This window comes from Flavonifractor sp. An10 (assembly GCF_002161215.1).
Taxonomy (GTDB): Bacteria; Bacillota; Clostridia; order Oscillospirales; family Oscillospiraceae; genus Flavonifractor; species Flavonifractor avistercoris.
Map to the genome: position 1 here is coordinate 47,752 of NZ_NFMB01000008.1, position 13,694 is coordinate 61,445.

Annotated in this window: 14 protein-coding genes; 6 read left to right on the forward strand and 8 right to left on the reverse strand. The window is 64.3% G+C overall.

The features are described from left to right. The first annotated feature begins 106 nt into the window (after window positions 1-106). The 4 genes from B5E42_RS14260 to B5E42_RS14275 all read left to right on the forward strand — a co-directional run bounded on the left by B5E42_RS14260 (window position 107) and on the right by B5E42_RS14275 (window position 4,863). Window positions 107-1,450 carry a sigma 54-interacting transcriptional regulator gene (locus B5E42_RS14260; protein WP_087240826.1) on the forward strand — a complete coding sequence of 448 codons (1,344 nt, stop codon included), beginning with the start codon at window positions 107-109 and terminating at the stop codon, window positions 1,448-1,450. 281 nt (window positions 1,451-1,731) lie between these two features. Next, window positions 1,732-3,093 carry a citrate:proton symporter gene (locus tag B5E42_RS14265; protein ID WP_087240828.1) on the forward strand — a complete coding sequence of 454 codons (1,362 nt, stop codon included), beginning with the start codon at window positions 1,732-1,734 and terminating at the stop codon, window positions 3,091-3,093. A gap of 95 nt (window positions 3,094-3,188) precedes the next feature. After that, the gene (locus B5E42_RS14270; protein WP_087240830.1) at window positions 3,189-4,535 is read left to right on the forward strand and encodes an acyclic terpene utilization AtuA family protein; all 1,347 of its coding nucleotides are present in this window, start codon (window positions 3,189-3,191) and stop codon (window positions 4,533-4,535) included. A gap of 28 nt (window positions 4,536-4,563) precedes the next feature. Further along, complete coding sequence (locus B5E42_RS14275; RefSeq protein WP_087240832.1) at window positions 4,564-4,863, forward strand: hypothetical protein; 300 nt, start codon at window positions 4,564-4,566, stop codon at window positions 4,861-4,863. A 68-nt stretch (window positions 4,864-4,931) separates the two neighbouring features. Here B5E42_RS14275 and B5E42_RS14280 read toward each other — a convergent pair whose 3' ends face one another. Continuing rightward, window positions 4,932-5,387 carry a hypothetical protein gene (locus B5E42_RS14280; RefSeq protein WP_087240834.1) on the reverse strand — a complete coding sequence of 152 codons (456 nt, stop codon included), beginning with the start codon at window positions 5,385-5,387 and terminating at the stop codon, window positions 4,932-4,934. Between the two features lie 25 nt (window positions 5,388-5,412). Further along, window positions 5,413-6,216: a phloretin hydrolase gene (locus B5E42_RS14285; RefSeq protein ID WP_087240836.1), complete on the reverse strand. Its 804-nt coding sequence runs from the start codon at window positions 6,214-6,216 to the stop codon at window positions 5,413-5,415. 213 nt (window positions 6,217-6,429) lie between these two features. On the opposite strand from B5E42_RS14285, the gene B5E42_RS14290 reads away from it, so the two are divergent. Then, window positions 6,430-7,827, forward strand: coding sequence for a sigma 54-interacting transcriptional regulator (locus B5E42_RS14290; RefSeq protein ID WP_087241146.1), 1,398 nt, complete (start codon window positions 6,430-6,432; stop codon window positions 7,825-7,827). 65 nt (window positions 7,828-7,892) lie between these two features. Here B5E42_RS14290 and raiA read toward each other — a convergent pair whose 3' ends face one another. The 3 genes from raiA to B5E42_RS14305 form a co-directional block, all read right to left on the reverse strand. Further along, entirely contained in the window at window positions 7,893-8,441 is a 549-nt protein-coding gene (raiA, locus tag B5E42_RS14295) for a ribosome-associated translation inhibitor RaiA (protein ID WP_087240838.1), read from the reverse strand. Between the two features lie 130 nt (window positions 8,442-8,571). After that, the gene (locus tag B5E42_RS14300) at window positions 8,572-8,979 is read right to left on the reverse strand and encodes a NifB/NifX family molybdenum-iron cluster-binding protein (RefSeq protein WP_087240840.1); all 408 of its coding nucleotides are present in this window, start codon (window positions 8,977-8,979) and stop codon (window positions 8,572-8,574) included. A 1-nt stretch (window position 8,980) separates the two neighbouring features. Continuing rightward, window positions 8,981-9,376: a DUF134 domain-containing protein gene (locus B5E42_RS14305; RefSeq protein ID WP_087240841.1), complete on the reverse strand. Its 396-nt coding sequence runs from the start codon at window positions 9,374-9,376 to the stop codon at window positions 8,981-8,983. Window positions 9,377-9,713: 337 nt separating this feature from the next. On the opposite strand from B5E42_RS14305, the gene B5E42_RS14310 reads away from it, so the two are divergent. Beyond that, a complete protein-coding gene (locus tag B5E42_RS14310; RefSeq protein WP_087240843.1) occupies window positions 9,714-9,965 on the forward strand; it encodes a hypothetical protein in 252 nt (83 codons plus the stop codon). A 164-nt stretch (window positions 9,966-10,129) separates the two neighbouring features. Here the strand turns inward: B5E42_RS14310 and B5E42_RS14315 are convergent, their stop codons facing one another. From B5E42_RS14315 to pyk, 3 genes are all read right to left on the reverse strand, one after another. Next, complete coding sequence (locus tag B5E42_RS14315; protein ID WP_087240844.1) at window positions 10,130-11,725, reverse strand: MBL fold metallo-hydrolase; 1,596 nt, start codon at window positions 11,723-11,725, stop codon at window positions 10,130-10,132. Between the two features lie 35 nt (window positions 11,726-11,760). Further along, window positions 11,761-11,976, reverse strand: coding sequence for a hypothetical protein (locus B5E42_RS14320; protein ID WP_087241148.1), 216 nt, complete (start codon window positions 11,974-11,976; stop codon window positions 11,761-11,763). Between the two features lie 109 nt (window positions 11,977-12,085). Further along, the gene (pyk, locus tag B5E42_RS14325; protein ID WP_087240846.1) at window positions 12,086-13,522 is read right to left on the reverse strand and encodes a pyruvate kinase; all 1,437 of its coding nucleotides are present in this window, start codon (window positions 13,520-13,522) and stop codon (window positions 12,086-12,088) included. Window positions 13,523-13,694 lie beyond the last annotated feature (172 nt).

Below are 13,694 nucleotides of genomic sequence, written 5' to 3' on the forward strand. Positions count from 1 at the left end.
CCGGAAGCGCCTGTGCAGAGCCGATGGGCCTTGAAAGCCCTGCTGTTCAAGGCTTTTGACTTTGCCCGGCAGGCATTGCAGCAGGCGGTGAAAAGGGGGAAACGCCATGTACCTGAGTGATGACGCCCGGGCGGTATTTGACGCCATGCGGGAGGGCATTACCATCATCGACACCGAGGGGCGCATTGTCTTCGGCAACCGGGCCTACCGGGAGTTCCTCAACAAGGAGGCCGGAGGGGACATCGGCCCCATTGAGGGCTGCAAGCTCCGGGAGCTGCGCCCCGGCGCCCGGCTGCCGGGGGTGCTGGAGGCGGGCAAGCCCATCCTCCACATCACCCGCCAGGAGATCCAGGACTTCTATTTCGTCAACATGTACCCCATCTACGAGGACGGGGAGCTGAAGGGCGGCGTGTCGGTGGTGACCTTCCTGGAGGACGCCTACCAGGCCAAGGAGGAGCTGGAGGCGGCGGAGGCCCGGAGCAAGCAGGTGCTCCGCCGCCTCAACAGGGCCAACGGCGCCCGGTACACCTTCGACGACATTGTGGCCGTCAGCCCGGAGGCCATGCAGGTGAAGGAGCTGGCCCAGCGCATTGCCGCCACAGACGCCACGGTGCTGCTGGAGTCGGAGAGCGGCACGGGCAAGGAGCTCTACGCCCAGGCCATCCACAACGCCGGCGCCCGCTCCGCCGGGGTGTTCGTGGCCATCAACTGCGCCAACTTCAACGCCAACATGCTGGAGTCGGAGCTCTTCGGCTATGCCGAGGGCGCCTTCACCGGTGCCAAGCGGGGCGGCAAGATGGGCCTCTTCGAGGCCGCCGCCGGCGGCACCCTCTTTCTGGACGAGATCTCCGAAATGGACATCGGGCTCCAGGCCAAGCTGCTCCGTGTCCTCCAGGAGCGGCGGTTCCGCCCGGTGGGCGCGGTCAAGGAGCTGGAGGCCGACGTGCGGGTGATCGCCGCCTGCAACGCCTCCCTGCCCGACTATGTGGCGGAGGGGAAGTTCCGGAAGGATCTGTACTACCGCCTCAACACCTTTGCCCTGCACATCCCGCCCCTGCGGGAGCGGCCCGGCGATATCCCGCTGCTGGCCCGCACCATCCTGGACGAGCTGGGACACAGGCTCCGCCGCCCCTTCACCCTCACCGACGACGCGGTGGAGTGCCTCCAGGCCCACGACTGGCCGGGCAACGTGCGGGAGCTGCGCAATGCCCTGGAGTTCTCCGCCTATCTCACCCCCTCCGGGGTGATTGACCGGGCGGCCCTGCCCAGCGATCTGATCCGGCGGAGCGAGGACGCCGGCCTCACCCTGGCCCAGAGGACACGGAACTTTGAAAAGCGGGAGATCCGCCGCCTGCTGGACAAGAACGGCGCCGGACTGGAGGGCAAAAAGAAGACCGCCGCCCAGCTGGGCATCTCCCTGGCCAGCCTGTACAACAAGCTCAACGGATAGTTCTAAAATTCTGGAAACCCATTCTAAAAATTTAGAATCGCAGCGGTTTCAGGGGGTGCGGGGAGCGCGCCCAAGGTGACCATTTGGTTTATTTCCAGAATTTTAGAACAACCTTTTTTGTGCCCCGGCTGCCCCCGGGGCGCTGCCGCCGCCGCATCCCCTTGTGCCCCAAGGCTTTGAAAAATTTTTTCATCGTTCTTCCTCTTTTGGCATCCGCTTTGCATATAGGCATATACAGGCAACATTGGAGAGGTTGCTAATTCAAAAGAGGAGGTCTCTACATGCTAGCAGCACTTGGTTTCATCACGGTCATAGCCATGCTTATCCTGATTATGACCAAGAAAGCGTCGCCTGCGGTGGCCCTGATCATCGTTCCCCTGATCACCGGCATCATCGCCTGCGCGTTCATCGTCACTGACCCGGAGGGCGCCCCTGGGGTGGTCAACTTCGCGGCCAACGTCAAGAGCCTTGGAGGGATGATCGCCGGCGATGACGGACTGCTGTCCGTGGCCGCCACCGGCGTCATGTTCATCTTCTCCATCCTGTTCTTCGGCATCCTGACCGATGCCGGCACCTTCCGCCCCATCATCGGCGGCATCACCAAGCTGGTGGGCACCAACCCCATCCTGATCGCCATCGGCACCTCCATCCTGGCCATGATCGTCCACCTGGACGGTTCCGGCGCGGTCACCTTCCTGATCTGCGTGCCCCCGCTGGTGCCCCTGTATGACGCCGTGGGCATGAAGCGCACCACCCTGGCCACCATCGTGGCCATGTCCGCCGGCACCATGAACATCCTGCCCTGGGGCGGCCCCACCATCCGCGCCGCCACCGCCCTGAACGTGGACGTGGTAAGCGAGCTGTTCATGCCTGTGCTCCCCGCTGTGCTGGTGGGCCTGGCCCTGGACGTGGTTCTGTCCGCCCTGCTGGGCGCCCGTGAGAAGGCCCGCCTGGGCACCGTCAAGCTGACCAGCGCCGAGTTCAAGATGGCCGAGCTCACCGAAGAGGAGAAGAAGCTGGCCCGTCCCCACCTGTTCTGGGTCAACATCATCCTGATCATCGCCGCCATCGTCACCCTGCTGTTCTCCGGCTTTGCCCCCGCGGTGGTGTTCATGATCTTCTACGTGCTGGCCACCGTCATCAACTACCCCAAGGTGGCCGATACCAAGGCCCGTGTGGATGCCAACGCCAAGAGCGCCATCATGATGTGCTCCGTGCTCTTTGCCGCCGGCGCCTTCTGCGGCATCATGACCGGCACCGGCATGATCACCGAGATGGCCAACACCCTGGTGTCCATCATCCCCCACTCCCTGGGCAAGTTCTTCCCCGTCATCGTGGGCATCATCGGTATGCCCGCCTCCCTGCTCTTTGACCCCGATTCCTTCTACTACGGCGTGCTGCCCGTGCTGGCCCAGACCGCCGAGGGCTTCGGCGTGGCCGGTGTCAACGTAGGCCAGGCCGCCATCCTGGGCCAGATGACCGTTGGCTTCCCCGTCTCCCCGCTGACCCCCTCCACCTTCCTGCTGGTGGGTCTGGCCGGCGTGGATCTGGGTGAGCACCAGAAGAAGACCATCCCCATCCTGTGGCTGGTCTCCCTGGTCATGCTGGTCGTGGCCGTTCTGACCGGCGGCATCACCATCTGAATCCCTGTCTGACCTTGGGCGCGGCGGCCCTGCGGGCCACAGTCCGTCGGAGCGCCGCGCCCTCCTAACAATCTTTGAAAGGAAGAAGCTGCGCAATGAAAACCATCCGAATCGGCAGCGGCGCGGGCTACGCCGGCGACCGCCTGGAGCCCTCCCTGGAGCTCATCGAGAAGGGCAATCTGGACTACATCAGCTACGAGTGCCTGGCCGAGCGCACCATCGCCATCGGCCAGCAGGCCAAGCTGAAGGATCCCACCAAGGGCTACAACGGCCTGCTGGAGCACCGCATGGAGAAGGCCCTGCCCCTGTGCTGGAAGCACAAGGTGAAGCTCATCACCAACATGGGCTCCGCCAACCCCCAGGCCGCGGCCAAGAAGTGCGTGGAGATCGCCCGCAAGCACGGCCTGACCGGCATGAAGATCGCCTGTGTCACCGGCGATGATCTGCTGCCCGTCATCGACAAGTACATGGACACCGAGGTGTGGGAGACCCACGAGCCTCTGTCCAAGCTGCCCGGCGAGATCGTCTCCGCCAACGCCTACATGGGCGTGGAGGGCATCCTGAAGGCCCTGGAGCAGGGCGCCGACGTGGTGATCACCGGTCGCGTGGCCGACCCCGCCATCTTCATGGCCCCCGCCATCCACGAGTTCGGCTGGTCTCTGGAGGACTGGGACAAGCTGGGCAAGGGCACCATGATGGGCCACCTGCTGGAGTGCGGCGGCCAGGTCACCGGCGGCTACTTCGCCGAGCCCGGCAAGAAGGACGTACCCGGCGTGGGCCACCTGGGCTTCCCCATCGTGGAGATCGCTGAGGACGGCTCCTTCTTTGTCACCAAGGTGCCCGAGGCCGGCGGCATGGTCACCGTGGAGACCTGCTCCGAGCAGATCGTCTATGAGATTCACGACCCGGAGAACTACCTGACCCCCGACGTGGTGGCCGACTTCAAGCAGGTCAAGTTCACCGAGGTGGAGAAGGACAAGGTTCAGGTGGAGGGCGCCACCGGCAAGCCCAAGACCGACACCTTCAAGTGCTCCATCGGCTATAAGGACTGCTTCATCGGCGACGGCGAGATCAGCTACGGCGGCCCCGGCTGCCTGGCGCGCGCCAAGATGGCTCTGGACATCGTGAAGGAGCGGCTGGAGCTGGTGGCCCCCGGCCAGTTCGACGAGCTGAAGTTCGACCTGATCGGCTGCAACAGCCTGTACTGGAACCCGGACTACAAATACAACCAGGAGCCCAGCGAGGTTCGCGTCCGGGTGGCCGGCCGCGCCAAGACCAAGGCCGTCGCCGACCTGGTGCCCAACGAGGTGGAGGCCCTGTACACCAACGGCCCCGCCGGCGGCTGCGGCGCCGTCAAGCGCACCCGCGACATCGTCTCCGTGGCCTCCATCCTGGTGGATCGCAACGATGTCAAGCCCGAGGTCGAGCTGTTTGAAGTCTGATTCTGGTACAGAAAGGAAGCGTTGAGTCATGAAACTCTGGGATATCGCACACTCCCGCACCGGCGACAAGGGCAACATCTCCAATATCTCCCTCATCGCCTATGACCCCAAGGACTATGAGCTGCTCCGTGAGAAGGTCACCGCCGAGAAGGTGAAGGAGCACTTCAAGGGCATGGTCAAGGGCGAGGTGGTTCGCTATGAGCTGCCCAACATCCACGCCCTCAACTTCGTCATGTACGCCGCCCTGGGCGGCGGCGTGACCCGCTCTCTGTCCGTGGACATGCACGGCAAGGGCCTGTCCTCCTATCTGCTGGACATGGAGATCTAACAGGCAAACGCACAGACGCCGCGGAAGCGCAGCTTCCGCGGCGTCTGTGCGTTTGCAGCCGGATGGGCTCAGCCCTCCCTGGAGCAGATGGCCATAGAGGCCTTCATGGAGGGGGCGATGGCGATCAGCGCGGTGACATAGGCCACCACAAAGATGGCGGGCACCTTGGTGATCCAAAAGCCGAAGAAGGCGCCGCCCAGGGCGAAGCCGGCCTCGCAGAACATGAGGATAAAGCTCATGAGGATCACGATGACGAACACAATGGCCAGGGTGCGGACAAAGTAGGCGGCCGCGCCGCCCGGGTTCTTGATGCCCACGGCCTTGACGAACCTGTTGCCCATGGCGGGCAGGTCGATGATGGTCTCCAGGGTCAGGTTGAGGCAGAAGCCCTGGATCATGCCCACCACAAAGGTGGGCACGGACAGGGTGCCCTGCCCGGCCTGGACAAAGAGGGTCACCACCAGGGTGATGAAGAAGGCCAGGAAGATGTTGAATACCAGGGGGAATTTACTCTTTTTGCACATAGTCGGTTCCTCCTCGAACAGTCGATTACCAGTTGTCCTTGTTTTCCGCGTAGACCTGGGGCAGGATGGTGGCCAGGTGGCCGAACTCCTTCAGGTTGTGGGCAAACAGGCCCATGGGCACCTCGGGGGGCACGGAGACGCCGTCGGGCACCAGCTTGACCAGCTGCCCGTCCACCAGGCCGTAGCCGATCCAGAACCGGGAGCGCAGCTCGATGCCGCCGGGGATCTCCCGCACAAAGTGGGTCATGATGGCGGCCACGCCCTGGCCGGGCACGGGCCCGTGGCCGTTGGCACAAATCAGGGCGGCGCAGGCGTCGGTGCCCACCTTCTCCTCCTCGTAGCCCAGCTCGTGGGGATAGCGGAACTCCAGGATCAGCTCGTCCGGGCCGCCGCCGATGTCCTCCTTCACGTGGTGGCAGGTGCCCCAGGTGCGCTCCCGCATGGGCAGACTCTGATCCAGGGTCTTGGCCCGGTTCTGCTGGCGGGCGTAGTAGTGATCCTCGGGATCCCAGATGCGGTAGCGGAGATCCTCCAGGCTGTGCCAGGCGAACCACCACTCGAACATCTCGGGGGTAACGCCGGGCATCTCGGTCTTGTTGGCCAGATAGCCGGTGCCGTTGGGCATGACGCACCAGCCGATCTCACAGGGCAGGTAGCCGGGCCGGAACAGCTCGTTGCGATCCTCAATCTTCAGGGCCAGAGCGGGGTCGATGGGGCCGCCCTCCAGGATGGCAATCTTTTCCCCCGGGATGGGGGTGATGGGCAGGTCGTAGAACTTGGCGTAGGGCAGGGCGCGCTCTTCCGGGGTCAATACAGGACGCTGACTCATGACTGATACACTCCTTTGCTGTTGTGGAAGACTTCTGCCTCCCTGTTATGCAAAAGGAGGGCCAACTTTTCCGCCGATGCCCGGATTCCCTGGGGCCGTATGCAAAATTTTGATTGTAACCCGTCTCCTGCCCCCGGTTTTGCGAAAATGAATTGTCTTTTTTCTGTACATATGCTAGGATAAATGTAAGAAATCTGTACAGGTGGTGGTATGGTGAATACCCTCTATCTCTCCGAGACGGAGCTGCGCACCCGGGGCGGCGCCCTGGATCGGATGCTGGACAGCCTCTTTGACAACGGCATCCTGCTGGATCGGGACTGCCGGATCCTCTATATCACCGCGTCGGATCAGAAGGAGCTGATCGGGCAGCACGTCTCCGTCATCGACCAGGTCTCCCCCTTTGAGGCGGTGCTCCGCTCCGGCCGGCCCCAGCTGGATCTGCTGCTGGAGCTCCACGGCCGGCAGTGCCTGTCCAGCCTTTTCCCCGTCTCCGACGGGGAGGGGATCATCGGCGTGGTGGGCACCATCACGGTGCGCAGCCTGGCCCGGCTCAAGCGGGTGGCCACCCGCATCAGCGACCAGGACGAGGGCTTTCAGGGGCTCTACCGGGGGCTGTCCCGCATCGACAGCGGCTACAACCTGGAGGATTTCCGGGGGGAGAGCCCCGCGGTGAAGGATCTGCTGGAAAAGGCCCGCAAGGCGGCCAACAGCGGGGAGAGCGTGCTGATCCTGGGGGAGACGGGCACCGGCAAGGAGATCATCGCCGGCGGCATCCATGCCGAGCGCCACCGGGGCCGCCCCGCCCCCTACGTCACCATCAACTGCACCGCCATTCCGGAGCAGCTGATGGAGGCGGAGCTCTTCGGCCATGAGAAGGGCGCCTTCACCGGGGCCACCGAGACCCGCCTGGGCAAGTTCCAGCTGGCGGGGGACGGGGATATCCTGCTGGACGAGATCGGGGACATGGATCTGAACATGCAGTCCAAGCTGCTGCGGGTGCTGGAGTCCCGGGAGTTTGAGCGGGTGGGCGGCCGGGAGAGCATCCCCCTGCGGGCGGGGATCATCGCCTCCACCAACCAGAACCTGCTGGCCATGAGCGAGCGGCGGGCCTTCCGGGCGGATCTCTACTACCGCCTGTCCGCCATTGAGCTCTACCTGCCCCCGCTGCGGGCCAGGCCGGAGGACATCCCCATGCTCATTGACCACCTGTGCGCCCAGAAGGGGGGCCGCCTCCATCTCACCTCACAGGCCATGCTCTATCTCCAGCGGTACGCCTGGCCGGGCAATGTGCGCCAGCTGAAAAACCTGGTGGGCCGCTGGCTGGTGTTCTACGACGGGGTGCTGATCACCGGGGAGCGGGTGGTGACCGAGCTGACCGTCGGCCAGCGCAGCTATAACGAGGCCTTCGGGGTTTCCGATCCCCTGGCCGGGCCGGCGCCGGAGACCCCCGCAGGCACCGCCGGGCCGCCCCGCACCCTGGCGGAGCAGGAGCGTGCCGCCGTGGAGGGGGCCCTGGCCTGGGCGAGGGGCAACCGCTCGATGGCCGCCCGGGCGCTGGGGATCTCCCGCACCGCCCTCTACCAGAAGCTGGAACGGTTCCGGCTGCTGTGAGCGCAAAAAAGAGCCCCGGACGGCTTTGCCGTCCGGGGCCCGGTTTTACGCAGGGATTATGTGTCTCAGGTGTCGTCCTCAATGAGGCCGTAGCCGCCGTCGTTGCGCTTGTAGACCACGGCGAAGGAGCCGTCGTCGTCGGCGTTCTTGAAGGCGAAGAAGGTGTGATCCACCAGGTTCATCTGGAGCACCGCCTCCTCCACCGTCATCAGCTTGATGGGGAAGCGCTTGGTGCGGACGATCCGGAACTCCTCCTCTTCCTCCCCCTCGGGGGCGAAGGAGGACATCTCCTCCACATCCACCGAACGGGAGAAGGCGTCCTGGCGCAGGCGCTTCTCCAGCCGGGCCTTGTTCTTGCGCAGCTGACGCTCCACGGAGGAGACCGCGGCGTCGATGGTGGCAAACATATCGGAGGTGCTCTCGGCCACACGGATGATGGTGCCGCCGGAGCGGATGGTCAGCTCCACGTTGTTGCGGCCCTTCTCCACGCTGAAGACCACGGCGGCCTCCGTATCCGCCTTAAAATAACGGTCTAATTTGCCCACCTTTTTCTCCGCGTAGGCGTGAACCTTGTTGGGCAGGTTGACCTTTTTGTCTGTGAACACGAACTTCATAGTTTTCAGCTCCTTCCACCCTCCGGGGAGGGTTATGGTACAGCGGGCGGCTGGCCGTCCTCTGTATGTTGATTATACCACGAAGTCAGCCGGTTGTCACAGCTTATTTTGTGAATTTTTCCGATTCGAATCAATTGCTGCCGCAGGAGCCCTGGCCGCAGTCGTGGTCATGGTGATGGCCGCAGTCATGGCCCTCGCCGTGGTCGTGGTGGGCGCAGACGGTGTCGGGGTCGTAGCTCAGCCGGCCGGCCAGCAGGGCCTCCACCTGGGCGTCGGCGCCGCCGGAGGCGCCGGGGTAGAGCTGGATGCCGACCTGGGCCAGGGCGTTCCGGGCTCCGCCGCCGATGCCGCCGCAGATCAGGGCGTCCACCCCGTACTCCCGCAGGAAGCCGGCCAGGGCGCCGTGGCCGCTGCCGTTGGTGTCCACCACCTGGCTGGACACCACCCGGCCGTCCTCCACCTCATAGAGCTTGAACTGCTCCGTGTGGCCGAAGTGCTGGAACACCTGTCCGTTTTCATAGGTTACCGCGATTTTCATCTCAAACATCCTCCTTATATTGAATGGGCCGATGGCAGGTTCCGCAGCCGCAGCGCCCCCGTGGGCAGTCCCGCCGGGCGCAGTCCCGGCCGGCGCACCCCGCCGCATGGGGGCACAGCTCGTAGCTGCCGCCGGCGATCACCAGCTCCCGCCCCTCCACCAGGGCCAGGGCCAGCTTGCGCCGGGCGGCGTCGTATACCTGCTGCACGGTGGAGCGGGCCACCCCCATCTGCCCGGCGCACTCCTCCTGGGTGCAGCCCAGCAGATCCAGCAGGCGGATGGCCTCCAGCTCCTCCAGGGCCAGCGCCACACTGCCCTCCGCCGCCCCGTCCAGGGGGCCGAAGCGGCTGCACCGGGGCAGGGCACAGATGCGGCGGCATTTCTTGGGCCTGGGCATGGGATCTCCTCCGTTTCTGGCTGTGCGCGGCTGTGTCGCGCGAATAAACCGCTGTGTGGTTTATTCGTCAGATCGTATTATAGCACGTTTCTGGCATATGTCAATAATATGGCTTACTTCACTCAAACAGCGCGTTAATCTGCTCGAATCCGCATTAAGCAAAACCTTAATGTGTTTATTTACGAAAATTTCATATGTTCTTCACATTTAGCAATCTGCCACAATGGTTTTGCATGGAACAGCGCGTCCCTTTCCCGCGGATTTCGGTGAGTATGCCCATTGTATTTTGCCGCCGGCTATATTATACTTTAGCCATCCCATAAAGGAGGTATGATTTATGGTTTTCGATATCAAGTTTGACTCCATCGCGGAGCTGGCCACGTTCCAGCAGCTGGCCCTCCAGGCGGATAAGCCCGTATATATTGCCAATGAGGACGACACCATCCGGGTGGACGCCCGCTCTTTCCTGGGGCTTTTCACGCTGGACTTCTCCAAGCCGCTGAAGGTGGTCACCGATTCCCTGTACGTGATGCGCCGCCTGGAAATCCGGCAGCGCGAGCGGGAGAACACCACTGCTTCGATCCGCTGAACTTCAGAGAACGGGAACCCGGGGGCCATCCGACGGAGGGCCCCCTTAGTCATGTCCGGCGCCGGAGTGTGCCGGCGGAGCAAAAAGGAGGATCCCCGGCCTGTACATACAGGCCGGGGATCCTCCTTTTTGTAATCCGGTTCGGCCGGGCCGTCCCTCCGGCCTCAGCGATCCCACTTTTCGATGAGGGCGCGCAGCTGGTCGGCGAACTTGCCCAGATCCTTGTTGGTGCCGCCCTTGTTGTGGGCGATGACCTCCATGAGCCTGCGGCCCACCTCCTCCAGGCGCTGGTACGCCGGGGAGCCTGCGGCCGGGGCGGCCTGCTTCTTCTCCGGGGGCAGGCCGGGGGAGAGCATCCGGTTGGTCAGCAGGTCGTAGACCTCCTCGTAGTTGGGGGCGTGGGCGTCCAGCCCACGCTGGCGCAGGGTGTTGGCGTAGACCTCGGTGACCTCCTGGTCGCCGTGAACCACGAAGACCTGCCGGGGCCTGGGGTTGTAGGCCTCGATCCACCGCAGCAGGCCGTCCCGGTCGGCGTGGGAGGACAGGCCGTGGAAGCGGACGATCTTCGCCCGGACGGCGATCTCCTCGCCGAAGAGCTTGACCGTGCTGACGCCGTTGAGGAGCCGCCGGCCCAGGCTGCCCTCCGCCTGATAGCCCACAAAGACGATGGCGCACTCCGGCCGCCACAGGTTGTGCTTCAGGTGGTGGCGGATGCGGCCGGCGTCGCACATGCCGGAGGCGGAGATGATCACCTTGGGGGCGGGGTCGGCGTTGAGGGCCTTGGACTCCTCGCTGCTCTCGGTGATGGTGAGGCCGGGGAACTGGAACAGGGCCCCGCCCTTCAGGGCGGCGATGGCCTCCTCGTCCAGGTAGCCGTGGAGATCGCCGGAGAAGATGCGGGTGGCCTCGCCGGCCAGGGGGGAGTCCACCACCACGGTGAAGTTGGGCACGCTCTTCACCAGGTTCTGCTCCTTCATCTCCCGGATGAAGTAGAGCAGCTCCTGGGTGCGGCCCACGGCGAAGGAGGGGATGATCACGTTGCCCCCCTGGCCCAGGGTCTCGTCGATGATGGCGGCCAGGTCGGCGGTGTAGTCCGGCTTCTGGCTCATGTCGTGGAGCCGGTCACCGTAGGTGCTCTCGGTGAGGACGTAGTCGGCGTCCCCGATGTACTGGGGATCCCGGATGATGGGCTGATCCCGGTTGCCAATGTCGCCGGAGAACACCACCTTCCGGGTCTCTCCCCCCTCGGTGAGCCACATCTCCACGCTGGAGGAGCCCAGCAGGTGGCCCGCGTCCACAAAGCGGATCTTCACCCCGTCGGCGATCTGGAGGGTGGTGCCGTACTCACAGGTGACCACGTGCCGGACAGCCTCCTCCGCGTCCGCCACGGTGTACAGGGGCTCCACCGGCTCCTCCCCGGCGCGCCGGCCCTTCTGGTTGGCCCACTGGGCATCGCTCTCCTGGATGTGGGCGGAGTCCCGCAGCATGATGCTCAGCAGCTGGCCCGTCAGGCGGGTGCAGTAGATGTTGCCGGCGAAGCCCTGCTTCACCAGCAGGGGGATGCGGCCGGAGTGGTCGATGTGGGCGTGGGTCACCACCACCGCGTCGATGTACCCGGCGTTGAAGTCCAGGGCCTGGTTGTCCTTTTCATCCCGGCCCTGCTGCAATCCGCAGTCCACCAGGATCTTCTTGCCGCCGCACTCCACGCAGTGGCAGCTGCCGGTGACGGCATGGGCCGCGCCGAAAAAGGTCAGTTTCATGGGGCACCTCCTTTTGTATCTTTGGTTCCGTAAGCTCATTGTAACCCCAAAACGGCCCGGTGTAAATACTCATTCAGCACCCGGTAGGAGGGGCAGAGGATCCGCCGCCCCAGGGCGGCGGAGAGGGCCTCGTTCCACTCGGGCAGGGTGTAGGTGTCCAGAGGCAGCACCGTGAACAGGGTGAGCAGCCACGTCACGTCGGGCTGCGCCCCCAGCCGCCCCTCCAGGCGGCGGAGAATCCGGTTTTCCATCTCCATCCCTCCACCTCCATGGTATGCGCGGATGAAAAGGGCGGCCCGGCTTTTCAGCCGGGCCGCCTTAGACTGGCGCAACGGTGGCTTCGCCACCTTTTTGAATGACTTAGAGGCCCTCCTCCACGATCTGGGCCTTGATGAGGTTGGTGGTGCCGGACTGGCCCAGGGGCACGCCGGCGGTGATGACCACCGTGTCGCCCGGCTTGATGGCGCCCTCCTTGCGGGCCACATCCACGGCCAGGGAGAACATCCGGTCGGTGGAGTCCACCTCGCCGGACAGGAAGGGATGCACGCCCCAGGAGACGGCCAGCTGCCGCCGGGTGGACTCGCTCTGGCACAGGGCCACAATGGGGCAGGCCGGACGGAAGCGGGAGATGACCTTGGCGGTGTAGCCGGAGCGGGTGGGCGCCAGGATGCACGTGGCGTTGAGATCCATGGCGGTCAGGCAGCAGGTGTGGGTGATGGCGTCGCTGATGGTGGAGATGGCGGGCAGCAGGCTCCGCTCCCGGAACCGGCCCCAGTAGTCGATGGCCTCCTCCGCCGCCACCACGGTGTCCACCATGGTGGCCAGGGCCTCGATGGGGTACTTGCCGGAGGCGGTCTCACCGGAGAGCATGACGCAGGAGGTGCCGTCGAACACGGCGTTGGCCACGTCGGACACCTCGGCCCGGGTGGGACGGGGGTTGCGGATCATGGAGTCCAGCATCTGAGTGGCGGTGATGACGGGCAGACCGGCGCGGGTGCCCGCCTTGATCATCTTCTTCTGGAGGATGGGCACCTCGTGGGCGGGGATCTCCACGCCCAGGTCGCCCCGGGCCACCATGATGCCGTCGGAGGCGGCGATGATGGCGTCCAGGTTCTCCACGCCCTCCCGGTTCTCGATCTTGGCGATGATGCGGATGTTGTCGCCGCCGTGCTTGTGCAGCTCGGCCCGGATGTCCTCCACATCGCTGGCCTTGCGGACAAAGGAGGCGGCGATGAAGTCGAACTCGTTCTCCACCGCGAACTTCAGATCCTCCCGATCCTTGTCGGTGAGGGAGGGCAGCAGGATGTGCACGTCGGGGATGTTGATGGACTTGTTGCTGGACAGGGAGCCGCCGTTCTCCACCTCGCAGTGGATGGCGTGGCCCTCCACCTTCTGAACCCGCAGCTCGATGAGGCCGTCATCCACCAGGATGCGGCAGCCGGGGCCCACCTCGTTGTGCAGGTTCTCGTAGGTGACGGACACCTGGTGCTCGTCACCGGGCACGTCGTCGGTGGTAAGGGTAAAGGACTGCCCCTGAGCCAGGTTGATGGGGCCGTCGGCAAAGGTTCTGATGCGGATCTCCGGGCCCTTGGTGTCCAGAATGGTGGCCACCGGGGCGCCCAGGGTGTCCCGCACCTTCTTGAACATGGTCAGCCGGGCCAGCTGCTCGGCGTGGGAGCCGTGGGAGAAGTTGAAGCGGGCGGCGTTCATGCCGTTTCGGATGAGCTTCTGCATGGTCTCCGGATTGTCCACCGCGGGGCCCAGGGTGCAGATAATCTTGGTCTTTCTCAGGTTCATATCCATACCTCCGTTGGGTATTTGATCGTCTCTTGCTTTAAGCCGAAATACGGTGCTATCATACACCATCCGGCCCGATTTTGGAAGTGCGATTTTGTAAAAATTTCAGGGCTTGTCTGAAAATTGGCAATGTGCCCAGCAGGGGGGATTTTGGGCCGCCGGCAGGCCGTTT

What these genes read in the sequence shown, in the direction of transcription:
- B5E42_RS14260 (WP_087240826.1), top strand. Translation starts at nt 107, where the DNA reads ATGTACCTGAGTGATGACGCCCGGGCGGTATTTGACGCCATGCGGGAG.
- B5E42_RS14265 (WP_087240828.1), top strand. Translation starts at nt 1,732, where the DNA reads ATGCTAGCAGCACTTGGTTTCATCACGGTCATAGCCATGCTTATCCTG.
- B5E42_RS14270 (WP_087240830.1), top strand. Translation starts at nt 3,189, where the DNA reads ATGAAAACCATCCGAATCGGCAGCGGCGCGGGCTACGCCGGCGACCGC.
- B5E42_RS14275 (WP_087240832.1), top strand. Translation starts at nt 4,564, where the DNA reads ATGAAACTCTGGGATATCGCACACTCCCGCACCGGCGACAAGGGCAAC.
- B5E42_RS14280 (WP_087240834.1), bottom strand. Translation starts at nt 5,387, where the DNA reads ATGTGCAAAAAGAGTAAATTCCCCCTGGTATTCAACATCTTCCTGGCC.
- B5E42_RS14285 (WP_087240836.1), bottom strand. Translation starts at nt 6,216, where the DNA reads ATGAGTCAGCGTCCTGTATTGACCCCGGAAGAGCGCGCCCTGCCCTAC.
- raiA (WP_087240838.1), bottom strand. Translation starts at nt 8,441, where the DNA reads ATGAAGTTCGTGTTCACAGACAAAAAGGTCAACCTGCCCAACAAGGTT.
- B5E42_RS14300 (WP_087240840.1), bottom strand. Translation starts at nt 8,979, where the DNA reads ATGAAAATCGCGGTAACCTATGAAAACGGACAGGTGTTCCAGCACTTC.
- B5E42_RS14305 (WP_087240841.1), bottom strand. Translation starts at nt 9,376, where the DNA reads ATGCCCAGGCCCAAGAAATGCCGCCGCATCTGTGCCCTGCCCCGGTGC.
- B5E42_RS14310 (WP_087240843.1), top strand. Translation starts at nt 9,714, where the DNA reads ATGGTTTTCGATATCAAGTTTGACTCCATCGCGGAGCTGGCCACGTTC.
- B5E42_RS14315 (WP_087240844.1), bottom strand. Translation starts at nt 11,725, where the DNA reads ATGAAACTGACCTTTTTCGGCGCGGCCCATGCCGTCACCGGCAGCTGC.
- B5E42_RS14320 (WP_087241148.1), bottom strand. Translation starts at nt 11,976, where the DNA reads ATGGAAAACCGGATTCTCCGCCGCCTGGAGGGGCGGCTGGGGGCGCAG.
- pyk (WP_087240846.1), bottom strand. Translation starts at nt 13,522, where the DNA reads ATGAACCTGAGAAAGACCAAGATTATCTGCACCCTGGGCCCCGCGGTG.